This is a genomic window from Flavobacterium pectinovorum (assembly GCF_006438875.1).
Lineage (GTDB): Bacteria > Bacteroidota > Bacteroidia > Flavobacteriales > Flavobacteriaceae > Flavobacterium > Flavobacterium pectinovorum_A.
The window spans coordinates 18,917-43,173 of record NZ_RCZH01000021.1 but is presented as its reverse complement, the minus strand read 5'-3'; the positions used below and the strand labels follow the sequence as shown (position 1 = coordinate 43,173).

24 protein-coding genes are annotated in these 24,257 nt (G+C 32.9%); 3 read left to right on the top strand and 21 right to left on the bottom strand.

The features are described 5' to 3' along the window. Positions 1-237: 237 nt before the first annotated feature. From nadD to EAH81_RS23615, 5 genes are all read right to left on the bottom strand, one after another. A complete protein-coding gene (nadD, locus tag EAH81_RS23635; RefSeq protein ID WP_140511470.1) occupies positions 238-819 on the bottom strand; it encodes a nicotinate (nicotinamide) nucleotide adenylyltransferase in 582 nt (193 codons plus the stop codon). A 71-nt stretch (positions 820-890) separates the two neighbouring features. After that, positions 891-1,313 (bottom strand): DoxX family protein, encoded by a 423-nt coding sequence (locus tag EAH81_RS23630; protein WP_140511469.1) that lies wholly within the window; start codon positions 1,311-1,313, stop codon positions 891-893. A 75-nt stretch (positions 1,314-1,388) separates the two neighbouring features. After that, complete coding sequence (gene gmk / locus EAH81_RS23625; protein ID WP_089352240.1) at positions 1,389-1,964, bottom strand: guanylate kinase; 576 nt, start codon at positions 1,962-1,964, stop codon at positions 1,389-1,391. A gap of 90 nt (positions 1,965-2,054) precedes the next feature. Then, a complete protein-coding gene (locus EAH81_RS23620) occupies positions 2,055-2,915 on the bottom strand; it encodes a YicC/YloC family endoribonuclease (protein ID WP_041518608.1) in 861 nt (286 codons plus the stop codon). Positions 2,916-3,274: 359 nt separating this feature from the next. Next, positions 3,275-3,628, bottom strand: coding sequence for an arsenate reductase family protein (locus EAH81_RS23615; protein ID WP_140511468.1), 354 nt, complete (start codon positions 3,626-3,628; stop codon positions 3,275-3,277). 78 nt (positions 3,629-3,706) lie between these two features. Here EAH81_RS23615 and EAH81_RS23610 point away from each other — a divergent pair, with 78 nt between their 5' ends. Beyond that, positions 3,707-4,162 carry a DinB family protein gene (locus EAH81_RS23610; protein WP_140511467.1) on the top strand — a complete coding sequence of 152 codons (456 nt, stop codon included), beginning with the start codon at positions 3,707-3,709 and terminating at the stop codon, positions 4,160-4,162. 100 nt (positions 4,163-4,262) lie between these two features. Here EAH81_RS23610 and EAH81_RS23605 read toward each other — a convergent pair whose 3' ends face one another. The 6 genes from EAH81_RS23605 to EAH81_RS23580 all read right to left on the bottom strand — a co-directional run bounded on the left by EAH81_RS23605 (position 4,263) and on the right by EAH81_RS23580 (position 11,352). Beyond that, positions 4,263-4,754: a septal ring lytic transglycosylase RlpA family protein gene (locus EAH81_RS23605; protein ID WP_140511466.1), complete on the bottom strand. Its 492-nt coding sequence runs from the start codon at positions 4,752-4,754 to the stop codon at positions 4,263-4,265. An 89-nt stretch (positions 4,755-4,843) separates the two neighbouring features. Then, positions 4,844-5,266, bottom strand: coding sequence for a hypothetical protein (locus EAH81_RS23600; RefSeq protein ID WP_140511465.1), 423 nt, complete (start codon positions 5,264-5,266; stop codon positions 4,844-4,846). A gap of 105 nt (positions 5,267-5,371) precedes the next feature. Beyond that, positions 5,372-8,176 (bottom strand): TonB-dependent receptor, encoded by a 2,805-nt coding sequence (locus tag EAH81_RS23595; RefSeq protein ID WP_140511464.1) that lies wholly within the window; start codon positions 8,174-8,176, stop codon positions 5,372-5,374. Between the two features lie 322 nt (positions 8,177-8,498). Then, positions 8,499-10,142 carry a glucose-6-phosphate isomerase gene (pgi, locus tag EAH81_RS23590; RefSeq protein ID WP_140511463.1) on the bottom strand — a complete coding sequence of 548 codons (1,644 nt, stop codon included), beginning with the start codon at positions 10,140-10,142 and terminating at the stop codon, positions 8,499-8,501. 135 nt (positions 10,143-10,277) lie between these two features. Beyond that, positions 10,278-10,781: a lipocalin-like domain-containing protein gene (locus EAH81_RS23585; protein ID WP_140511462.1), complete on the bottom strand. Its 504-nt coding sequence runs from the start codon at positions 10,779-10,781 to the stop codon at positions 10,278-10,280. Between the two features lie 10 nt (positions 10,782-10,791). Beyond that, positions 10,792-11,352 carry a short chain dehydrogenase gene (locus EAH81_RS23580; protein WP_140511461.1) on the bottom strand — a complete coding sequence of 187 codons (561 nt, stop codon included), beginning with the start codon at positions 11,350-11,352 and terminating at the stop codon, positions 10,792-10,794. A 94-nt stretch (positions 11,353-11,446) separates the two neighbouring features. On the opposite strand from EAH81_RS23580, the gene EAH81_RS23575 reads away from it, so the two are divergent. After that, the gene (locus EAH81_RS23575) at positions 11,447-12,292 is read left to right on the top strand and encodes an AraC family transcriptional regulator (protein WP_140511460.1); all 846 of its coding nucleotides are present in this window, start codon (positions 11,447-11,449) and stop codon (positions 12,290-12,292) included. Between the two features lie 208 nt (positions 12,293-12,500). Here EAH81_RS23575 and EAH81_RS23570 read toward each other — a convergent pair whose 3' ends face one another. Continuing rightward, complete coding sequence (locus EAH81_RS23570; RefSeq protein WP_140511459.1) at positions 12,501-12,872, bottom strand: DoxX family protein; 372 nt, start codon at positions 12,870-12,872, stop codon at positions 12,501-12,503. Positions 12,873-12,963: 91 nt separating this feature from the next. Between EAH81_RS23570 and EAH81_RS23565 the strand changes: the two genes are divergently transcribed. Further along, a complete protein-coding gene (locus EAH81_RS23565) occupies positions 12,964-13,320 on the top strand; it encodes a winged helix-turn-helix transcriptional regulator (protein WP_140511458.1) in 357 nt (118 codons plus the stop codon). A gap of 465 nt (positions 13,321-13,785) precedes the next feature. On the opposite strand, the gene EAH81_RS23560 is transcribed toward EAH81_RS23565, so the two are convergent. The 9 genes from EAH81_RS23560 to EAH81_RS23520 all read right to left on the bottom strand — a co-directional run bounded on the left by EAH81_RS23560 (position 13,786) and on the right by EAH81_RS23520 (position 24,256). Continuing rightward, entirely contained in the window at positions 13,786-14,406 is a 621-nt protein-coding gene (locus EAH81_RS23560; protein ID WP_140511457.1) for a hypothetical protein, read from the bottom strand. A 56-nt stretch (positions 14,407-14,462) separates the two neighbouring features. Then, the gene (locus EAH81_RS23555; protein WP_140511456.1) at positions 14,463-15,134 is read right to left on the bottom strand and encodes a hypothetical protein; all 672 of its coding nucleotides are present in this window, start codon (positions 15,132-15,134) and stop codon (positions 14,463-14,465) included. A gap of 33 nt (positions 15,135-15,167) precedes the next feature. Further along, positions 15,168-16,388: a M23 family metallopeptidase gene (locus tag EAH81_RS23550; RefSeq protein WP_140511455.1), complete on the bottom strand. Its 1,221-nt coding sequence runs from the start codon at positions 16,386-16,388 to the stop codon at positions 15,168-15,170. A gap of 22 nt (positions 16,389-16,410) precedes the next feature. Further along, positions 16,411-17,352: a tryptophan 2,3-dioxygenase family protein gene (locus EAH81_RS23545; RefSeq protein ID WP_140511454.1), complete on the bottom strand. Its 942-nt coding sequence runs from the start codon at positions 17,350-17,352 to the stop codon at positions 16,411-16,413. Beyond that, positions 17,352-18,122 (bottom strand): DUF3108 domain-containing protein, encoded by a 771-nt coding sequence (locus tag EAH81_RS23540; protein WP_140511453.1) that lies wholly within the window; start codon positions 18,120-18,122, stop codon positions 17,352-17,354. Before EAH81_RS23540 ends, EAH81_RS23545 begins: the two co-directional genes overlap by 1 nt. Positions 18,123-18,421: 299 nt before the next feature. Continuing rightward, positions 18,422-19,582, bottom strand: a complete 1,161-nt coding sequence (hppD, locus tag EAH81_RS23535; RefSeq protein WP_140511452.1) for a 4-hydroxyphenylpyruvate dioxygenase — start codon at positions 19,580-19,582, stop codon at positions 18,422-18,424. A gap of 93 nt (positions 19,583-19,675) precedes the next feature. Then, positions 19,676-20,035, bottom strand: a complete 360-nt coding sequence (locus EAH81_RS23530; RefSeq protein WP_140511451.1) for a four helix bundle protein — start codon at positions 20,033-20,035, stop codon at positions 19,676-19,678. 213 nt (positions 20,036-20,248) lie between these two features. Continuing rightward, entirely contained in the window at positions 20,249-21,406 is a 1,158-nt protein-coding gene (locus EAH81_RS23525) for a homogentisate 1,2-dioxygenase (RefSeq protein ID WP_140511450.1), read from the bottom strand. A gap of 492 nt (positions 21,407-21,898) precedes the next feature. Continuing rightward, positions 21,899-24,256 (bottom strand): patatin-like phospholipase family protein, encoded by a 2,358-nt coding sequence (locus EAH81_RS23520; protein ID WP_140511449.1) that lies wholly within the window; start codon positions 24,254-24,256, stop codon positions 21,899-21,901. Between the last annotated feature and the right edge of the window lies 1 nt (position 24,257).

Sequence of the window (24,257 nt, the reverse complement as noted above, 5' to 3'; positions counted from 1 at the left end):
ATTGCAAACCAAACAAAGAATATTGCTTTTTTGTTTAATAAACAGCAATGTTTTATATTCCATAGGAATATCTCATCGGTAAAAAAAAAATAGTATCGTTTTGTGTTGTGTCCTGTAGGGACACTTGTTTTTATGGAAATAAAATATCTGCATAATTAATCAAACGTTCCTACGGAACGTAATAATCGGAATTTAAATTTAGTTCTACCGATCAGACATTCCTACGGAATGATTTTTTTACTTCTTATAAAAATTATTGTGATCAATATAATCCCAAACTTTTGGAGGTAAAAGCGGTTGAATGTTTTTGCCTTCTTTTATACTGTTTCGGATAAAAGTAGAGGATATCTCTACAATTGGTGCATCAATAACATGAATTTTTGGATGTGATTTTAATTCAATATTTTCCTCTTCTTCAGAAATTCTAGGGTAAACATAAATATCATAATTGTCCAAAATCACCTCGTAGTTTTTCCATTTATGAAGCGTTTTAAGATTGTCTTCGCCCATAATTAAAGAGAAGTTATGAGTTGGATACTTTTCATGCAAATGAACCAAGGTATTTACCGTATAATTAGGCTGAGGTAATTTAAACTCAATATCCGACGGTTTAATTTTCGGATAATCCTCGGTTGCCAGAAAAACCATTTCCAAACGTTGATGATCGTCCAATAAAGTAGCTTTCTTTTTAAGCGGATTATGCGGCGTAACGACCATCCAAATCTGATCTAAATCGGCGAACTCTGCCATATGATTGGCAATAATTAAATGACCAACATGAATTGGATTGTATGTTCCGAAATAAAGACCTATCTTCATAAAAGAGGTGTTTTCATAATTTAAATTGTAATTATAGTATATTCAAATTATGATGTAGCATTAAAAGTAGTTTAGTAGCGATTCTTTTTTGAAATCAAATAATCAATAGAGAATTTGCCACTTCCGGTAACCAAAAGAAGTACATAAAACAGCAAWTATAGAATTCCCATTTCTTTTACATCTATTGGATCAGCACCATGAATAACAAATACAGCAACCAGCATTGTAATTATTAATGGCAAAGTAACCAGTCTTGTAGCTAAGCCAATAAAAATAAAAAAGGAGCAAATTACCTCTGCAAAAACAGCAAGGGTTAGCGAAGCTGTTTTTCCTACTCCAAGCGGATCAGGAAACTGAATTTCACCTCCTGCTAAAAGCATGTTTAACTTAGATAATCCATGAGAAATCATTAATGTTGCAATAGATATTCTAATTACAAGAAGAATAATATTGAAGTAGTTCTCGTTCTTTTTTATTTCAAATAAATTAATCATAATACAAAAAATTAATAGCGGTTACATCAAAGGCTAACGGTTGATTTTCTAAAAAAGTATTGAATTATGAAGTTTCTAGTCTTTATTTACAAAATCTTTTACCAATTGATATGCTTCTTCTTTCGCAGTATCTAAATCGTAATTTTTGATGATGGTGTCAAATTGTGGGGCAGTCGCCAGTTCAACAGAAGCTTTTGCAATTCGCATATTGATTTTGTCATCAGTTTCAGTAGAACGTTGTTTTAAGCGACGTTTCAGTTCATCGACACTTGGTGGTTTTACAAAAACGGCTAAAGTTTGTTCCGGAAATTTGTGTTTGATACGCAATCCGCCGGCAACATCAATATCAAAAATCACATTTTTTCCTAAAGCCCAGATTCTTTCAATTTCCGATTTTAAAGTACCATAAAAATTATCGCGGTAAACTTCTTCCCATTCCAGGAATTCTTCGGCTTTAATGTGCTTTTTGAATTGTTCTAACGAAATAAAATAATAATCTTTTCCGTGTTCTTCTTCTCCGCGTGGGTCGCGTGAAGCCGCTGAGATCGAAAATTCTAAATTTAAATCTTCTTTCCCAAGTAAATGTCTTACTATAGTTGTTTTTCCCGATCCCGAAGGTGCCGAAAAAACAATTAATTTTCCTTTGTTCATTCTTTATGCTTTAGGCTTTAAGCTATATGCTTTAAGCTTTTATTCGTTTCGTTTTTATGCCTATAGCCTACAGCTTAAAGCTTATTGCTTTTACAACACATTCAAAACCTGTTCTTTAATCTTCTCCAATTCGTCTTTCATCATTACCACCAATTTCTGCATTTGAGCGTGATTTGATTTTGAACCCATTGTATTGATCTCGCGACCCATTTCCTGAGTGATAAAGCCTAATTTTCTACCGTTAGCTTCAGTTCCTTTGATAGTTTCAAGGAAATAGTCTAAATGATTTGTCAAACGCACTTTTTCTTCCGTAATATCCAGTTTCTCTAAATAGTAAATCAATTCCTGTTCGAAACGATTTTCATCAACATTCACTTTCAATTCAGAAATCGCAGTTTGCAAACGATCTTTGATAGCCTGAACGCGTTCCGGATCAAGAGCCAAAGCGTCATTCATATATTGACGAATATTTCCAATCCTAAGGTTGAATTCCTTTTCAAGAGATTCACCTTCGTCTTTTCTAAAAGTTAAGATATTTTGAAGCGCTTCCTCAATGATCACCTGAATTTGTTCCCAATCGTTTTCATCGATTTCCTCGCGTTCCGTTTTTAGCGTATCAGGCATACGAACGGCCATTTTCATCAATTCAGTTTCGTCAGCATCAGGATAAACTTCCTTAAGCTGAGCGATGTAGTTTTTTACAACAGGAACATTTACTTTAGTCGAAGTTTGTTCAGAAGTACTTTCAATGTAAATCCCGAAATCAATTTTTCCTCTTTCAAGTTTCGTAGAGATTTGAGTCCTTAAACCTAATTCCATTTCGCGATAAAGCGACGGCATTCTTACGTTTAGATCTAAACCTTTACTATTTAAGGATTTTACTTCAACGGTAATTTTTTTTGTAGGCAATTGCAAAGAAGCTTTGCCAAACCCTGTCATAGATTGTATCATATAATTGAGTATAAAGGCGCAAAGATAATTAAAAGTTTGCTGTGTTTAGATGTAAAATGTCTAATCTGTTCAGAGCAAACGGTTTTATGTTTTTTTGCCACGAATTTCACGAATTTGCACAAATTATTTCCAAGCTGTCGAAAAGATTTCCAGAATTTAAAATGCAAAAAAGCATAAAATAAAAATTTGTGAAAATTTGTGCAATTTGCGGTTAGCTTTTTTAGAGTCAAAATTTTAATTTGGGCGTTACCGTCGGTCGGGCTATCCGCTCCCAATCTTTTTTGAGCCGAAAAAGCTCAAAAAAAGGATTTCCGCTTCTATCCCTAACGCAAACCCAGATTCTCGAGAGCTTTCAGGTATTACTTTTCTAAAGCTTTCGTTACTTGTAAAGTCACAGGTTGGGTATTACCGATATAAATTTTTTCATCAATAATAAAAACCGGACGACTTATAAAAGTGTAATGTTCTAAAATATATTTCTTATAATCATCCTCAGTCAAAGACTTGTTTTTTAAATCCATAGACTTGTACAATTGCGCTTTTTTACTGAATAAAGCCTCGTAACTTCCTGCAAGTTTGTACATTTCCTCCAATTCTTCTTCCGTAATCGGATTTTGTTTAATATCGTGAAAAACCAAATTGTTGTCTTTTGGCAGGCTTTTGATGATTTTTCTACAAGTATCGCAAGTCGCTAAGTAGTATATTTTGTTCATGACGTTTAATTTTATTAGAGTACAAAGAAAATTCATTTAAAACTGAAAAATGCCTAATTTTAGAAAAAAAATAAAATTATGAATTCAGTTTTTGAAGTACAAAAAACCATTAGAGAAATTCTTTTGAAGGTTTTAGATAATCATTCATTAGAACAATTGAACAAAATCCCAGAAGGATTTAGTAATAATTTAATTTGGAATATTGCGCATTGTGTCTCTTCACAACAGGTTTTAATTTACAAATTGTCAGGCTTGCCAAGTATGGTTTCAGAAGAATTCATTACCAAATATAGAAAAGGAACCAAACCGGAAGGTGATGTCTCACAATCCGAAGTCGATGAGATCAGAGTTTTACTTTTTTCGACTTTAGATCAGGTTCAAAAAGACTATGATAATAACATCTTTGTTACTTATACAGAATATCTAACGAGTATGGGTTTTTTATTAAAAGACATTGACGGAGCTTTGAGTTTTAATAATTACCACGAAGGAATCCATACCGGAATTATAATGAGCATCAGAAAGTTTGTTTAGACTTTCGAAAACAAAATCATGTTCATTTATGATATACATATAGAAAACCCGACACGTTTTTTAAAAACTGTCGGGTTTTTTGAATATTGAGTTAGTCTATTTATTCTACTATAGTTTCAATTGTCACTTTCATAGCACCACTTCCTTTGCTTTTGGTGATTTCCATAAAGGCTCTTTTCGATAAATCAAGTTCTCTTGTTTTTACAAACGGACCACGATCGGTAACTTTTACAATTACAAATTTTCCGTTAGCTTCATTTGTCACTTTTATTCGGGTTCCAAATGGAAGTTTTTTGTGAGCAGCTGTATAAGCGGTGTTGCTGAATCTGCTTCCGTTTGCCGTTTTTTTACCATTAAAACGATCAGCATAGTAGGAGGCATGAGCGTTTTTTTTGTATGGTTTTAGTTTTAAGCCTTTGTCCGTAAAAACCGAATCTGTAGGTATTGCAATTAAATTTGGTCTTGCAGTTTTTACGGTATCCTGAGGAACTTTAGATTCGATTACTGGTTTTGTCTGACTTAGGACATAAGTAAAACAGCTTAAAAGGGTAATAGTAAGTGTGGTGAGTAAAATATGTTTTTTATTTCTCATTTTTTATTTTTTTTCAGACTTGGGGAGTTTGTACAAATAATATGCCGAGATAAAAAAAGCCCTCGAATTTCAGGGCTTTAATTGGTTTTTTAGAACCATAGGTTCCACGGGATTCTACTTAAAATAAGTAATAATCCTAATCCGTAAAAAATAGCAAAAGTTTTAAATTTAGCTTCGCTATTGATTAATTTTTTATGTTTTGACCATCCGATGGTTATCAAAATGATAGCAATAATATTAATAAGAGGGTGTTCTAATGATGTAAGTCTAAGTTCTGCGTTAGACATTTGTCCAAAAGCTGCTTTTCCTAAAGGAGAAACAAAATAAAGGATTAAACCAATCAATAATTGCGTATGTGTTCCTATTAACGCAAATAGTGCAATTTTGCGATCTTTGGCTGTAAACTCTTTCTTTGAAGTTAATCCGATAATTGAATTTACAACTGCAATTAATAAAAGTAATAAAGCTAAATAAGCCCAGCCAGAATGGAATTTTTGTAGAAAATGGTACATAAATTATATTTTTTGTTAAAACAAATATAGCAAAAAAGGGTATAAAAAAACGGCATTAAACTAAAAGTCAATGCCGTTTTTATTATTTATTAAGATTCTAAATTCTTAGAAATCGTAACGTAGTGAAAAGTTCCAAGTTCTTCCGAATCCGAAATACACTTGGTTAGCAGTTGCTATACCTTGGTAAGTCAATCCGTTTGAAGCATAAGTTCCTGCAGCAGGGTTTGCTGCATTTATGTTGTCACTAGCGAAAATATTCGTTTTTCCTTCAGCAATATAAACTTTGTCAAAAACGTTGTTTACATTTAATCTAAAGTTAACTGAGTTACTGTTAGTTTTACCAACTAATATTTTGTATGAAAGACCAGCATCAAATAATCCGTAAGAAGGTAATTCTAATGAACCTTTATTGTTTGGATCAGTAAAGTTTCCTGGAGTAATTGAAGAGTATAGTTTGTCATTATAGTTGTAATTTGCATCAATACTAAAACGAGTTAATATTTCGTATGTAGCACCTAATGAAGCAGTCGTTTGAGCAGCATCACCTACTTTTACTCCATCTAAATAAAGAGTTGATGGTTTACCTCCTCCAATAGCGTTGTTCGATGCATCATAACGATTACTTGTACTTGTTCCGCTATATTTCCAGTCTCCGATAGAGAACATTGCATTAATTTTAAGTTTATCCATAACTCTTGCAGTTCCCTCAAATTCAATTCCTGAGTGAATTTCAGTAATTCCAGAGAAATCATAATAACCTCCTGGGTTTGTTGGATCACCGTCAGTTTGTCTTTGGTATCTGTCTTTCCAAGATGTGCGGTATAAGTTAACGTTTGCATTGAAAATTCCTGAACGGAAACCGTAACCAGCTTCTAGACCAAATATTTTTTCATTTGTTAAGTTACCATTTACTACTGAAGCATTGTTTGGATATACTGCATTAAAAAATGGTTGTTTTGAATAATATCCAGTATTAAAGAACACATTGTGGTGTTCGTTAATGTTGTAGTTAGCTCCACCTTTTACGTTTCCTCCAAGAATATTTTCGAAACCAGTTTTAGATAAAGGATTTGAAGATAAATATTTAAAATAATCTACTCTTTTAAAACCTTGGTTAGAAAGAGCTCCTTGAATAAAAACAGTTAGTTTATCATTAGAATACTCCAATTGAGTAAATCCACCATACCAGTTTACTACACCATCATTGTAGAAGTTGATTTTTTGTTCACCGTCTACGCTTTTGAAAGGATTCCAAGAAGGGTATGTAGAATAAGTTTGGTATAAAGTTCTGGTTTGATTGTTAATATCGTTGCTTGTAGATCCAGTTGCAATATAATTTGCATTATAACTATCAGCTCCTAAAAGGTTGTTGATGTTTTGGTAGTGAATACCTTTATATCCTCTAACATCGATACCAAGATCTAAAGTAAAGTGTTCTCCTAATTTTTTATCAAAATTTACAATTCCACCATACCAGTTATGAGAGTTGATTGATGAAATTTGAGAAATACCAGCACCAGTCCCGGTTGTAACCGAACTGTTTTGATATTCTCCATTAGCACTTGGCGTACGTGTTAATGTTGCAGTTCCTCCTGTAAGTTTTATTGGTTGTCCAGAGTTGTAAGCAACAATTTTGTCATAATCAACTAATCCATCAGCAGTTCTTAAACCTGCACTAACATAGTTACTTCCTTGAATTGCTCCAGCTCCTGTTGATCCTCCTCCACGTCCGAATGAAGCATAAAGGATAGTAGATAATTTTGAAGTTTCGTTGATTTTGTAATCCCAGTTAAGAGAAGCTACCGGTTTGTGGTAGTAGTTTCTTTTCATGTTGAAATCTTCTCCATTTAAATGACCCCAATCAGAGTTATATTTTGTATTTGGATCAGAAATAGTTCCGTATTTTTGATACGTAGCAAGTGTTATAAATGTTGATCTTTGATCATGCCATTGTGGTGCACCTGTAAAAGTAAATTGAAATTGGTGTTTGTCATCTTTAGTTGAATAACCAAGACCAATATAGTAATTATCTCCGTTAAATTGTGTTCCATCGATATAACCATCACCTTGAGTATGGCTGTATAAAATCGATGCAGATAAACCATTGCTCAATTTTCCTGTATTGTAAGAAACTTGTGATTTAATATAATTGTCATTTCCTAATGAAGTAGAAACTGATCCACCTTGTTTTAAGTCAGAAGCTTTTGTTAAGATGTTGATAGTTCCTCCAACAGAAGCAATTGCTAATTTAGAAGATCCTAAACCTCTTTGTACCTGCATAGCAGAAGTTACATCAGAAAGACCTGCCCAGTTACTCCAGTAAACAGTTCCACCTTCCATGTCATTAACAGGCATACCATTAATCATAACGGCAATATTTTTTTGGTCAAAACCACGAATGTTAATTCTAGAGTCTCCAAATCCACCGCCAGACTTAGTAGTATATACTGAAGGCGTGTTTTTAAGAATCTCCGGAAATTCCTGAGAACCTAATTTTTCCTGTATTTCAGCAGCTCTAATCGTAGAAACTGCAACAGGAGTTTTTCTGTCTTTTGCAATATCTACAGTACTGCTTTTAACAACAATTTCGCTTAATTCGTTAGAATTAGACGCTAAAACTATCTTCCCTAAATTTGTAGTTGCACCGTTTGCTACTGCAAATTTGATAGTTTGATTTTCGTAACCTAAGTAAGAAATAACGATCTCTCCTGTGCTAGTTGTAGCATCGATAGTAAATTTACCATCAAAATCTGTAGAAGTAGCAGCCGAGGATCCTTTGATCACAACGTTTGCTCCCGGTAGTGAAGCCACACCGTCGGTAATAGTACCGGTAATTTTTCCTTGAGAAAATGCGGTTGAAACTATCATGAACAACAGTCCAGTAAGTAACCAATTTTTCATTGTCTTCATTTGTTATTTAGTTTATTGTTTTTGGCAAAATTATAACATTTAAATCAGATAATGTTATCAAAATGTTAAGAAAAACTAGTTTTATCTAATCTGTTGAGCATTAAAATGATTTTTTCTTTTTTCGCTAAACAAAATAATGTTTTTTTGAATTTAAGGATGTGTTTTTTGTTAAAATCATAATAATCATAACTATGTTGTAGCTGTAAACTTGCAATAACATCCGTTTTAACTGTTAAAAGTGATAACTTTATACGAAAAAACGCCTTAATTTGTCTTAAATTAAGGCGTTCCAGATTGTTATGAAACCTTTCTATATAAGGTTTTATTTGTGCTTCAAGAAGTGATTTAGTAAATATGAAGTCGAACTGTCATGATTCTTAACAGTCTTTGTATTTATTTCTTCCAAAATAGAATTTGCCAACTGTTTTCCTAATTCTACTCCCCATTGATCAAAGCTAAAAATGTTCCAAATAACGCCCTGAACAAAAATCTTGTGTTCGTATAAAGCGATTAATGAGCCTAAACTTTTTGGAGTCAATTTTTGAATTAAAATTGTATTAGTTGGTTTGTTTCCTGTAAAAACTTTAAAAGGTAATAAGTAAGCAGCTTTTTCTGCGGAAAGCCCTTGTTTGTCAAATTCTGCCTGAACTTGCGCAGCCGTTTTTCCATTTAGTAAAGCTTCGGTCTGAGCAAAAAAGTTTGACATCAATTTGTCATGGTGATCTTCGTTTCCGTATAATGGTTTTACGAATCCAATAAAATCAGTCGGGATTAACTTTGTTCCCTGGTGAATTAATTGGAAAAAAGCATGTTGAGAGTTCGTTCCCGGTTCTCCCCAGATAATAGTTCCAGTTTGGTAGTTTACTGGTTTTCCGTCACGACCAACACTTTTTCCGTTACTTTCCATAGTTGCCTGTTGCAAATACGGAGCTAGTTTTTGTAAATATTGTGTGTATGGAATCAAAGCTTCACTTTCGGCACCAAAGAAATTGTTGTACCAAACGCTTAATAAAGCCAGGATTACCGGAATGTTTTCGTCAAATTCAGCCGATTTGAAATGTTCGTCCATTTCATTTGCACCTTTCAACATTTCGTTGTAATTATCAAAACCAATCGCTAAACTAATGCTCAATCCAACAGCGCTCCATAGTGAGAATCTTCCTCCAACCCAATCCCACATCGGGAAAACATTGTCCGGATTGATTCCAAATTCTGTTACTTTTTGGATATTTGTCGAAACAGCCACAAAATGTTTTGCAATATCTTCCTGTGAAGCTGATTTCAAAAACCATTCTTTGATAGTTTCAGAGTTTGATAAGGTTTCCTGAGTTGTAAAAGTTTTAGAAACAATTAAAAACAGCGTTGTTTCAGGATTCAGTTTTTTGATAATTTCATTAACATGATCTCCATCAACGTTGGAAACAAAATGTAAGTTTAATTGATTTTTGTAAAATTGCAAAGCTTCGACAGCCATAACAGGTCCAAGATCTGAACCTCCAATTCCGATATTTACAACATCAGTAAAAGCTTTTCCGGTAAAACCTTTTCTTTCTCCTGAGATAACTTCGTTACTGAATTGTTTGATTTTGTTTTTTACTTCGTAAACTTCTGGAATTACATTTTCGCCATCAACTTTTATTACTGCCGATTCCGGAGCGCGTAAAGCGGTGTGTAAAACAGCCCTGTTTTCGGTTTGGTTGATGATTTCTCCATTAAAATATTGAGAAACGGCATCTTTTAATCCAATTGAATTAGCTAATTCTAACAAAAGAGAAATTGTTTCCTGACTAATATTGTTCTTAGAATAGTCAACTAAAAAGTCATTCCATTGTAAGTTGAATTTTTCAACACGAGCATTATCTTGTTGAAACAATTCTTGTATCGTTGTTTCGTGAATTGCGTTATAGTGGTTCTGTAGATTTTTCCACGCTTCAGTCCCTGTTGGGTTTGTTGTGTTTAAAGCCATTTTTTAGTTTAATTGAAAATTTGGTTATAAAAACACAAAAATACTGAAATAACTTTTAATAGCTTTAAGGTTCACAATTATATAACAATTAGTTACGAAAACGTTTTATGTGAGTTACATGATTGAAATTATGCTTTATAATTTTTGCCAGACAACTTCTGCTGTCACTTTATTTCCGCCTTGTGTTGTATTGGTAACAACATATTTTATTTGATTGTTGTCTAAAATATAAGATCGTTTTTGTTCTGTGTTTTCCCAATTAGGAAATGAAGCTGTTTTTATTTTGAAAATAAGAATTTTGTTCATTTCGTCAATTTCATAAGTGCCAAAATGCGAATTACTTCCTTGTACAATTGAAGCATTTTCTTCAGGAGTACATTTGTTCTTGTCTCCGGAAACTATTTGAGGTCTTTCATTTTTATAAATCTGAACCGCATAATTTCCCTTTTCATCAAAAAACAAGATACCTTTTGGATTTATTCCGTACGGGAAAGTTTTTGTGCCATCACTATTCGTGTTTTGAACAGCAACTAAATTCCATGTGCCAATGATTGCTGGATGCATTTCTTTATTTGATTTTTGTGCTAAAACTGAAGTCGTAGCAAATAACAGAATCAGAAGTGTTTTTAGTTTTTCCATTTTCAAAAATTTAATAGTTTACTTTAATGATTTCTCCATTTGCAGTCGTTTCGATACTTTTTAAATAAGCATTTATCAAATCATCGACAGGAATATCTGATACTTTTGCCGGACTTATCACATTTATTCTGATTCCTCTTTCGAGTTCAAGCGAAGCTGCAAGTACAAAACTGTTGATTCCACCATTTACAATTGCTTTGGCAATGTTATTTTTTATAGGTTTGTCGCCCATTTTTCCGGAGGTAAAAGTAAAAGAACCGTTGTTGTTTAGATAATGTTGACCAATTAAAACCAAATTTACTTGTCCTAATAATTTGTTTTTAATGCCAATATTCAGTTTTTCTTCGTCAAGCGAAAGGATATCTCCCGTGTAACAATCTCCTGCAATACAAATGCAAGCATCGATTTGTTTAATTTCTTTGAATAATTTTTCGATCGAATTTGTGTCTGATAAATCAATTCTAAAATCACCGCTGTTTCTTCCTGCAGAAATAATTTCGTGATTTTTGGATAATTCAGGCTGTAGTATTTTACCAATCTCACCATTTACGCCAATTAAAAGGATTCTCATTTTATAGTTTTTAGTTTGTTATTTGATACAAAATTAGTGTGTTAGCCTTTCTGTAAAATTGTACTTATTAGTACTAAAATTGTATTTTAGCACAATGACAGACAAAAACCTATATCATCCTTTTGAAGTTGATTTTAAGGAATTAACAACGTTTCCGAAAACAATTCGGAAAAATAATTTCTTTGAATTAATATATGTTGTTGATGGAACGGGAATTCAAATCATCAACAATAATAAATTTCAATATCGAAAAGGGAATCTGTTTCTTGTAACTCCGCAAGATGTTCACTCATTTGAAATTTTGACCCCAACCAAATTCTTTTTTCTTCGTTTTAATGAATATTATATTAAAGCAAATTCCCAAAATGGCCAGTTGGAAACGGTTTTGCGAATGGAATATATTCTGCAAAATGCCAGTCATCGTCCTGGTTGTATATTAAAAAACCAAATTGACAAACCATTAATTGCGATGCTTATTGAAAGTATAATAAGCGAACAGACCAATCAGCAAATTTACCATCACAAAATAACGGAGCAAATCGTAAACGCTATAATTACAGTTGTCGCGAGAAATATAGCTTTAAAATTGCCTAAGAATATTAAAGAAACTACAGGTGAAATGGTGTTGGAAATATTACATTATATTCAGGAGAATATTTTTAATTCAAAGGAATTGAAATCAGATAAAATAAGTGGACACTTTAATATTTCACTTCATTATTTGGGAAAATATTTCAAGAAACAAACAGGTGAAACGCTGCAGGAATATATTTCAAATTATAAATTGAGGCTGATCGAGGCAAGACTTTTAAATAGTGATATGCGTATTAATGAAATTGCAGATGAACTTAATTTCTCAGATGAAAGCCATTTGAACAAAGTTTTCAGAAAACATAAAGGGATGAATCCTTCTGAGTTTAGAAAGAAGTTTTGCAAGTAATTATGAGCTAACCAATTGGGTGCAATTAATTTTTTGAGTCCCAGCGGGACAACATATTTATAGAAAATAAAAATATTAGACAACAAAACCCGCGGCGGGTGACACATTAAGGAATTCAATAAAAAATTAGAATGTCGCCCTGCTGGGGCTTGATTTTGAAAACGGGTATTAAATTGTCTATAAATATATTGCTCCGCTGGAGCTTTTTCTACAAAATAATTCTAAAGGTCTTGTCTGTTGCTAATATGGTGATTGTCAAAACACACACTATTAAAGAATTGTAAAAATGGTCGTATTCTTGATGGGCCATATGTGTAGTGAATGCTCCAATTGCAAATGGGAATAAGAATAATACACCTGCATTTTTATAATAAGGCTGAAAAATTCCGATTAAGATAAGGATCACACCAAATAGTTCTAAAGCGCCTATTGTAAGTGTCCATGTTTTATTAAATCCCAGAGATTCCATACTTTGCATCATAGATTTCTTTTGAAAAACTTTGAAAAGTGATGCATATCCAAATATGTAGAGATAGTACGCGTAACTCAGCCAATGAAATGCGGTTTTGATTGTTTCCATTTTTTCTGATTTTAATTATGCCAAAGATATTTATTAACTTGCAGAAAAGTAGATACATACATAATTGTATGGTACAGATAAAATAGTAAGTATGGATATTAGAAAGGAAAATTCGACAAATAGTATCAATGAGATTTATTGGAAAGAAAACTGCGGTATTGCATTTACGCTATCTATGATTGGAGGAAGATGGAAAATAAATATTCTGTCGTTTCTCCTAAATGAGCAGAAACTTAGATATAGCGAATTGAGAAATAGACTCGTTGGGGTTTCTGAGCGTATGCTTATTGCGAAGCTTAAGGAATTGGAAAAAGATAATTTGGTGAATCGAATCGTGCATCAACAAGTTCCTCCAAAAGTTGAATATGAGTTAACGGAATTAGGGCATTCTCTTAAAGAAATTCTGGTTTTAATGGATGTATGGGGAGAATCTAATGTTTCTAAATGAAAGAGTTCCGGAGGAACGAAATATATTGTAGGGATGGATTTTAATCCATTCTTCGTAATCATAACCGCAATCTTGTCCTTTCGACGAAGGAGACCCGAGCGATAGCGAACAGACGAAGTAAATTTCCATAAGAAACTCAATTGCGAATGTATAGTCCCTACAGGACAAATGTTGGGTGGTGTAATAATATTCTACCAAAAGATAATCTCTCCGAGATATACTCCTAGAAATTAAGGCAGTTTATTCAAAATCCGACAAATAGATTTATTAGACATTTTTTGCCATTACCTTATCTACTAAAGAAGATATTTTAGTTTTCTTTTCTTCCGAAATTTTATTCGTTTTACTTGTAGCTATGGTAGTATTGAATCTTTCGGATTCTTTGCCCTTTAGTAAGGGAGTAATTTTAATTGTAGTTTTTATTTTTACTTTTTGAATACGTACTAAACTAAATAGAAGTCTTGTTTACCAAACCTTCCACCAGGGTTTTTTATTTATTTCAATCTTTTTCTCCGCTTTATTTATTTCAATCCTTTTTGGTTCTTCAGATTTTATAGTTGAATCATCAAAAAACAGTTCGCCATTATCACTCATTCCAATTGGTGCTTTTGTTCTTTCTTTCCAATTTTCAGTTTGTAATTCCGGGATTAATACAGAGTTGACTTTATCAATAAATTTTTGTCGTGCCTTTTCTGTAATTTCTTCTTCAAGATTTGAAGTTGAGTTTTTAAAGAGTGGAAGTGAGTTTCCGGGTATGTTTAAAAGGAAAATCTGTGTTTTGTCTTTGATTTTCTGAATGTCTAATACTTTAAAAAAGGAATTATCATCTAGAAGAGAATGTCCATTTTTTACGGAATCAGGATTGAATTTAGATAAATCACGGGCTTCAGAACTTGCAATTAAATATCTCAAATTTCCCGAAAGTCCTCCGCCGATATAACTCATATCCGTAAAACCTTTTTCTTTGATTATCTGTCCAACTTTATATTTCGCAATTAAATCATCAGAAAGATTCGTGTCTCTGTAAAATAGTTTTAAGTCTGAAAAAGTTTCATCAAGAATGTCTTTAATGCGGGTGTTTTTCATGTTTTACAGATTGTTTTAATTGTATTGTTTTTTCCGATTCTGAAAAGTTTAAAGCTTTAGGAGTTTAACGCTCCTATATTAGATAAAATTTTTAGTATAAGTGCCAATGGAAAAATAATTATACTGATCAAAAATATTCTTTGCCCATTTTTTCTGTCTTCAGCACTATAAGAATAGATTCTCTCCCCATTTGGAAGTGTCTTTTTTGATCTCCACAGAGAATATCCAATGACAATTCCAATTCCGCCGCCCAAAAGTGCAAATATATATCCGGCAATAATCCAGGCTTTTTGGTTTTCTTCCGGTCTTGCTAAAATTTTTAAGCGTTCGTTTTTTAAAGAAGTTAACATTTCTGAATCAATAGTTTTTCCTCTATCAGTTAAAAGTTTTTGCGCCAGTTTATAATCAAAAACATTCCATTCGTCAGAATTTAAAAGAATTTCATATAGTTCTTCATTCGTGAAACTCAGTAAATAATAATCTTCGTCTATTGTGTCAAGAAGATTTTCAGTATCTTTTTCAAGAACAGCTTCAGCTTTTTTAAAATCTGAAGTATCAATTTTTATTTCATATTGATTTTGTAAAGTGCTTCCGGAAAAATTTATATCGAGAGGAGGAATATTATCGCCTAAAACAGTTTTAATATTGTTTTTATTTAATAATAATTCAAGCTCTTTAGCCTGATTTAATGTTGGGAAACTTCGGAAAGCAATAAAATTTTCAATCATAGATTTATTATTGATTTTTGAGATAAAAGGATTTTACAAATTACCAATACTGTCCAGTTCTCTTTTCAAAGGTTCCATTTGTTTTAAGAAACGGGTTTTGTCAGATCCTGTCAAAGATTCTCCGGTTGGTAAGTTAAGACGAAGTGCATCAACCTGAATGCCGTTTTTCCAGAATCGGTAACAAACGTGTGGTCCGGTTGCCAATCCAGTGCTTCCTACTAATCCAATGGTTTGTCCTTGCGTAACGCGTTGTCCTCGGCGAACCAAAATTCTGGACATGTGTAAATATTGAGTAGAGTAGGTTCCGTTGTGTTTTACTTTTACAAAGTTTCCGTTTCCAGCAGTATATCCGGTTGCTTCTACAACTCCGGAAGCTGTAGTTGAAATTGGAGTTCCCGTTGGAGCGGCATAATCAGTTCCTTTGTGCGCTTTCCATGTATGTTGTACCGGGTGGAATCTATTCATTGTAAATCTCGAAGTGATTCGGCTGAATTTAATTGGAGTTTTTAAGAAAAAGTTTTTCAACGTTTTTCCCTCGTCATCATAATATTCTATTTTTCCGGAAGTAGTGTCTTTTTCAAACGGAAAAGCATAAACGATTTTTCCTTTATATTCAAAAAATGCAGCTTCAAGGTCTTCAACACCATCATAAGTTTTGCCGTTTATAAAACGCTCGGTAAAAATTAAACCGTAACGATCTCCTTTTTTAAGTTTGAAGAAGTCAATTGACCATGAAAATACTTTAGTGATTCGGCTGGCAAGAGCTGTTTCGACACTTTCGTTACCTAAAGTTTCAGATAATGAACTTTTTAAAACGCCACCAATAATTTTACGTTTAAGTGTAACGGGTTTTATTTTCTTGTATGCTTTGGCAATACTATCTCTAAAATCGACAACATAATAAGTTAAAGCATCAGGTTGATAAATAAAAACCTGTAATTTGTTTGTTTTATTTTTAGAACGAAGAATTGTGTACGGTTTGTTGTATCGAATTGTTTTAACATTAAAAGAATCTTTTACCTGTTCCACAATATCATAGACTTTTTTGTCTCCAATATTTTGACTTTGGATGATAGAACCAAAAGAATCTCCTTTTTTTATAGTATCATTTACAATATTAAAGTCAGCGTAATTAAATCCAAATTCTACCTTTTTAGTCTTTGGTTTACTAATCTTAGTTGCTACTTTCTCCTCGGTTTTATTACAAGAAAATACAGAGAATAATAGTATTATAAGTACGAATGCTTTTTTCAAACTTTTAAAATTTTTCGGGAAATTAAGTGGTTGTTTCATTTCCCCAATTGGACAATTCTTCTTCGGTCCACAATTTAGGAAAAAAGATGCGTCTTTGGTATTTTGGATGCATATATTTTTGCCAATCGCTGCCACCAGTAGCTTCTCCGTTACCTTTTCCGCTTTCTAAGATGTATTTTCTTGCAGTATTAAGGTGTTGCATTACCCAGGTAATGTTTACTGTCTTGTCATAATGACGCATTGCATTAATTAATGAAGTGTTTTGCTGATCTGCTTCTGGTAATTGTGTAAATTTTTGCCAGATATTTTTAGTTTTAAAAGTAGACATTTGTCTCAGAAACTGATCTTTGTATTTGTTCTCAAATTCCTGAAGTAAATATGATTTTTGTCCTGTTTGATAATCTTTACCCGCAGCTTGCCAGTATAAATGTTCAAAAGTAGTTTCCAGATCTGTGTTTTCGTCAAAGTTTGCTTTGTATCTGCGATCAGTCAAATTAATAACATCTGTCGAAGCAAATTCGATTAGTCTGTATTGTGCGCTCTGAAAACCACTTGCCGGAGTCAGCGTATTTCTGAATTTCATATATTGATCTACTTCCATTCCGTTTTCCATAATACTGAAAGAGTTGGTAAGCATGTCAAAATAACGAGTGATTCTTGATAATCTTTCGCTGAAAAAGTCAACCTGAATATTTTGCGTATTAGAAATTTGATCGATTTCCCACAAAATCATTTTAAAAATTAATTCATTTACCTGATGATACATGATAAAAACCATTTCGTCAGGAAGAGTTGTGCGTTGTGTCTGTAAACTTAAAAGTGCGTCAGTTTGAATGTAATCCCAATATGTGATTGGTTTTGACCAAAGTAATCCTTCTAATTGAACATCAGTTTTTTGATTTATAGCTTGGAATTTAAGGTCAATTTCTTTTAAAATTGCTTCTGAATTATCAGTGATATTCATTATTTTTTTACTTTAAATGGATTTTTTAATCCTTTATATTCGTCGAGATCTGCTTTAAGTGATCCTACAGCAAGATCTGCTTTGATTCTAATTGGGACTTTGTTGTCGTCGTCTGTTATCCAGAGCGTTAAGCTTTCTTTTTCTTTAAAGACTCTTCCGGTTTGTACCAATGGTTTAAAGACCATGGTAGAAACGGTGCCAAATTTAGTTGTAATATCTTGACGGCCTACATATTTTAACTTAAATTTTGTGATTTCCTCGTCAAAGAACATGTCGATTGTTATTGAATCGCCAGATTTTAACTTGTCAATGTTTGGATGGTTTCTTAAAAAATAAAATGCAGAAACGATATCTTGCACGTGATCAGTTATAATAATAGTTTTTTCGGTATTTCGTTTGTAGTCTTTTACCAAAACCCTGTTTTCAGCCTGATTAAAAAAACCTTCTTGATTTTTAGTATAACCGCCTTCATCTATTTTCCTCACATAACGATAAGGATCTCCATTTTCTTTGTCAAAATAACTTTCATAGAGATCTTCTACTTTAAAGAAAAATTTTGACATTCCGGTTGTATACCCTTTACCTATTGCATGGTGAACTTTTTTGTTGTTAATAGTTGCATCTTTTATTTCAAGAGTTGCGTATCCGGCATTTACGATTCCGTAATGAATTCTGAATTTAAAATATTCTCCCGTGCCAAAAGCATCTTCTTTTTGAGTGTCGAAGGCAAGTGTCGTTAGAATTAATATGATTAGGATGAGCTTTTTCATAGTACAATTTTTACATTTCATTATAAAGGTAAATAAATGCAAATTCTATTCCAAATGTACCAAAACAAAAAAACTCAGTCAAGGAATGACTGAGTTTTTATGCTATTAACTAACCAAAAAACTATAAATTATGAAATTTATATCAATTCAGAAGGAAACCACCCCTTCTTGATTTGCGAGTGCAAAGATATACAGAAAGTTCAATAAACAAATAGCAAAAGGCAAGTTTAACATAACATTTGCATAAAAAGCATCACTTTTCAGAGAATTATACTGTTTTGTGTAAAAAATTTGCGTTTTTACAATGTTCCTCTCAATTCTTGTTCTCTCTCAATGGACTCAAAAAGGGCTTTAAAGTTCCCTGCACCAAATCCTTTTGCCCCCATTCTTTGAATAATTTCAAAAAATAGCGTTGGTCTGTCCTGAACTGGCTTGGTAAATATCTGTAATAAATATCCATCTTCGTCTGCATCGACCATGATGGCAAGTTTTTCAATTTCGTTTAAATCTTCTTTCATCATATCCATGTGAACCCCTAATCTTTCTGGGATCGCTTGGTAATAAGTATGCGGAGGAGCAGATAAAAATTCGACACCTCTGGCTTTTAAATCAGAAACCGTTTTGATAATATCGTCAGTTGCAATGGCAATGTGCTGAATTCCAGGTCCGCCATAGAAATCTAAATATTCCTCAATTTGTGATTTTTTCTTTCCTTCGGCAGGTTCGTTAATTGGAAATTTAATTCTTCCGTTTCCGTTAGACATTACTTTACTCATCAAAGCCGAATATTCAGTATTGATTTGTTTGTCATCGAAGGATAGGAAATTCACAAATCCCATAACATCTTCATAGAATTTTACCCAAGTATTCATTTCGTTCCAACCCACATTTCCAACCATGTGGTCAATATATTTTAATCCGGTTGGTGCTGGGTTATAATCCGATTTCCATTCTTTGTATCCTGGTAAGAAAACGCCATTGTAGTTTTTTCTTTCTACAAAAATGTGAACTGTTTCTCCGTAAGTATAGATTCCTGAACGAACTACTTCTCCAAATTCGTCTTTTTCTACCGTTGGTTCCATGAACGAACGCGCACCGCGTTTCATGGTTTCTTCATAAGCACTTGTTGCATCTTCAACCCAAAGAGCAGCAACTTTTACTCCGTCTCCATGTTTTTGAAGATGGGCATGAATTGGAGAATCTTGTGTTAAAGGCGTAGTCAAAACAATTCTGATTTTGTCTTGTTTCAAAACATAAGATGCTTTGTCTCTTACTCCGGTTTCTAATCCTGCGTAAGCCAATGACTGATATCCAAAAGCTGTTTTGTAATAATGTGCAGATTGTTTTGCATTTCCTACGTAGAATTCTACATAATCTGTTCCTAATAATGGAAGGAAATCTTGTGCTCCTTCAAATATTTTCTCTAATCCGTATTCTACTGATTTTACTTCTTTACTCATCGTGTTTTTAATTAGAAAATGTGTCAATTAGAAAATTAGATAATGTGCGTTCCGATAAAAATTATCTCATTGGCACATTGGCAAATTATCTAATTATTTCATTTTTGATGTTGATATTATTTTATTTAAAATTTTTAAAATTTCTGAGAGATCATTTAATAAACGACTGCATTTTGGATATCCACTATGTGCATCGCATAAAAACAACCAATATTCTGTTTCGTCCGCTTCTTTAATAGCAATTTTTAATTTATGAATAAAATCTGCTTTACTTTCTGCGTTTTGTGATTCTTTTGAATTTGCTCCAATTGATGTTCCGCTTTTTAATAATTGATTTGCGATTACATACTTCTTTTGATCTTGTAACTCATTTGTGTAATCAATGATATTTAAAGCAAAATTGAAAGTTTTTATTAAAAGAGCGTTGTCTTTATATTTCTCGTTGAAAGTCATTTTTTTAATGTGATAATTAGAAAATTTGATAATGAGATAATTATTATATTGTAAGTTTAAATCTACAAATAAATGGAATCTGATTATAAAAAGGCACATTAATTAATTTGTGCGATTTCAGGAAAATTATCTAATTATCTAATTGACACATTTTCTAATTCTATGCGTTTTCAGAACATTATCTAATTATCAAATTGACACATTATCTAATTCTTACTCCGTCCAGGATTTGTAGTACTGTCCATCATCAAGTCCCATTGCTTCTTCAGTTACCATTAATGGTCTGAAAGTATCAACCATTACGGCTAATTCATGGGTTTCTTTATGACCAATACTGCGTTCCATTGCGCCTGGTGCAGGACCATGTGGAATTCCTTTTGGGTGTAAAGTGATGTGACCTTGCTCTATATTATTACGGCTCATAAAATCTCCATCAACATAATATAGCACTTCGTCAGAATCTATATTGCTGTGATTATATGGCGCCGGAACTGCTTTTGGGTGATAATCGTAAAGTCTGGGGCAGAAGGAACAAACGACAAAAGTTGCCGTTTCGAAAGTTTGATGTACCGGTGGCGGTTGGTGAACACGTCCCGTTATTGGTTCGAAATTATGAATCGAGAATCCGTATGGGAAATTGTAACCGTCCCAACCCACAACATCAAATGGATGTGTAGCATATACTACCTCGTGAATCATTCCTTCTTTTTTGATTTTAATTAAAAAATCACCTTTTTCGTCGTGTGTTTCCAATTCGTTTGGCAAAATAAAATCGCGTTCGCAAAATGGCGAATGCTCTAAATGTTGCCCAGATTGGTTTTTATAACGTTTTGGAGTATAAAATGGAGAATAAGATTCTACGTAGAATAATCTATTTTCTTCGGTTTCAAATTCGATTTGATAAATAATACCTCTTGGAATAATTAGATAATCACCATATTCAAAAGGAATATTCCCTAACATGGTTCTTAATTTTCCTTTTCCTTTATGGATGAAAAGCATTTCATCGGCATCGGCATTTTTATAGAAATAATTTCTAAGTGATTCTTTTGGAGCTGCCAATCCAATAATGCAGTCTTTGTTGACCAACATTGGTTTGCGGCTGTCCAGAAAATCATTTTCAGGTTTTAATTCAAAACCTTTAAAAAGTAATGATTTTATATTTTTTCCGATTGCAATTTTTGGTTCAACCGAATAAGAGTTTAAAATTTCTTTAACCTGAGTTGGTCTGTGAACATGATAGGACAATGACGAATGTCCGTGAAAACCTTCGGTACCAAACAATTGTTCGTAGTAAAAACCTCCGTTTGGTTTTTCGAATTGGGTGTGTCTTTTTTGAGGGAAATCTCCAAGTTTATGATATAATGGCATGGCTTTTCTATTAGATAATTTGTAAATTAGATAATTCGAAAAATTTGAATTGTGTGAACAGATAATTAGCTCAATTCTTTGATTGACTAATCATCTCAATTCGATAACTTCACTCAGGATTTCTCTTGATGAGGAATTGAAGATACTCTAATAAACCTGTCCATTTTGTTTTCATTATAACAAATGTCGTAATTTTTATTGAGTAAAATTAGAAATTATATCATTTATAAACCTAAATTTTTTCAATTTTTTTTGATATAAATTTTACAGAGTATAAAAATAGCAGGTTTTTATTGCATTATGTGTTGTAGTCGGTTTTTTTGCCACAGATTGCATGGATTAAAATGATTGTATTCTTTCGCCACGAATTCCACGAATTTACACGAATAGAATTGGTGAAAATTCGTGGAATTCGTGGCGAAAATTTTGGCAAAGTAATAATCCATAAAATCATTTTAATCTGTGGCGATTATAAAATAATTCTATTGAACATTAAAATGAGAATCCGATACTAAACCACGTAAAGCTTTTTGAGAGCTCCGGAGACCATGATTGTTTCACTTCGATTGGACCAATAATGGTTTCTAATCCATAACCTATGGCATAACCGGAATATTTAGGCATTGAAACCCAATCTACAGTGGTGAAAATATCATCGCCTAAATTGGCAAAATTGGCTGAAAGGTTCACATGATTCTTTTTGAAAATTTCATAATCAAGAGTAATGTCGGTTTTTATATAGCTGTTTCCGGCAATACTTAAAAAGTCATATCCGTAGAAATAATTGAAATTATTGATTTTGTTGTAGCCATAACCACCCAATATAAAATCGAAAAATGGTACGCTGTCACTGCCAATATTAAATCCGGCATCTGCACCAATTTTAACGGTTGCTTTTCTGAACAATGTTTTGGCAAAAGCAACTTCGGCCTTTGCGATTGAGAATGGTTTAAATTTATTGGTATAATCTGATGATGCTAAATAGGTTTGCAAATCAGTAGAAAAATACAATCCCGAATGAGGATAACTTTTATTATCAAAGGAATCAAATTTTAGATATCCGAAGACGCTCAAATAGTTACTCTTGTCAATTATATTTTCGGCATTGGAAAGTGTTGGAGAGTTTATTTTTAAATATTTGTATTCGACACCGCCGCCCATTAAAAATTTCTGTACAAAAATGGTTTGGAAATAAGCCTGATTGGTCAAATCAAGAAAATCAACATTTATTAGATTGACATTCTGATTTAAGCCTGTTAGATTGCTTATGCTGGTAGTTACATTCCGATTAAATTGATTCAATCTGGATTTGAATCCAAAGCTGATATTAAAACCATTTTCGACATAATAGTTCAAATCGTATCTGAAATTATCCCCTAAAATAATGTCAAGTGAAGTAATATCATTTTTTAAGAATGTTTTTTTATGTGTAAGATTCAATAAAATTCCGCTTTTGTAAAGTCCGTCATAATGCAATCCCAGTTTTAAGAAAGTCTGCGTTGGATTCTCTTTCAACACAAGATCAAGATCATCAGAAATGCCATCCGGCTCCAGACAATACGAAATCGTACTAAAGTTTTGAGTTGCATTTATGTTGTTGATTCCTGTTTTTAAATCGTCATAAGTGATAGTGCTTTCAGGTTTAAAACGCAATTTACCATTGATGTATTCTCTGGTATAATTGTCTAATTTGGTGCTGTTTATTTTTTTAATTTCAAGAGTGTCTGAGCTGACTTTTAGCTTTGGTTTTTTATAGAAAGTTTCTTCATTCGTCAGCGATTTTATTTTTTCATAAACGGCAAAAGCGGCTTCTTCTCCTTTTCTGATGATTTCTTCGCCTTTATCAAATGAAATTACTCCATAATCCCGAATATCCGGTTTGATGTAAATATCGGTATCTTTTATTTTGCTTTTCATTTTGTCAATGGATTGCAAATTGGTAATCTGAACCAGGATACGAGTAGCATTTTTAAGGTTTTTCCGATTCATTAAATCGTCCTGAACATCAACACCAATAATAATATCGGCGCCAAGATTGCGCACTTCTTTTATGGGATAATTGTTGACAACACCGCCGTCTACTAATAAATTTCCGTCAATTTCTACCGGAGTAAATAAGGAAGGAAATGCGGCACTTGCCATCATTGCCTGAACCAGATTTCCTTTGTTTAGCAGGACTTCTTCACCAGTTTCAATATTGGTTCCAATACATAAAAACGGAGTTGGGAGTTTATTAAAATCGCGAACGTGACGCACATTTCTAGTTAAACTGGTTAGTAAATTATAATTGTACATTCCTTTGGAAAGTGCCTCAGGAATTCCAACTCTGAAATTACTGAATGGCAAAACAATGGCGTATAATTCGTCATTTTTCTTGCCGTAAAAGTTTTTGGAGGAACGCGGAATGTAATCGTTTATTAAGTCATCGAAATTGGTTTTCTTGAAAATAGAATCAATTTGCGAAGCGTTGTAACCAGAAGCATAAAGTCCGCCAATTACAGATCCCATACTGGTTCCGCCAATATAATCGATTTTGATTCCGGCTTCTTCCAGAACTTTTAGAACACCAATATGAGCAAATCCTTTTGCACCGCCGCCACTTAAAACCAAACCAATTTTTGGGCGTTTAATGCTGTCTTGTTTTTTATCTTGTGAAAATGTTTTTTGTGTATTGAATAAAAAAAGTGTCAAAAAAACCGCTGTCACGCCCCAGATGGAAATGGAAAGCTGCGAGTGAGAAAACGATATTTTTTCCTGCAAAAAAAGAGCGACTTTAGAAGCTCCTTTTTTTGAAGTAGAAAAAAATCGTTTTGACCGAGTATTTGTAATGAACAGCTGGATTGGGCGCATA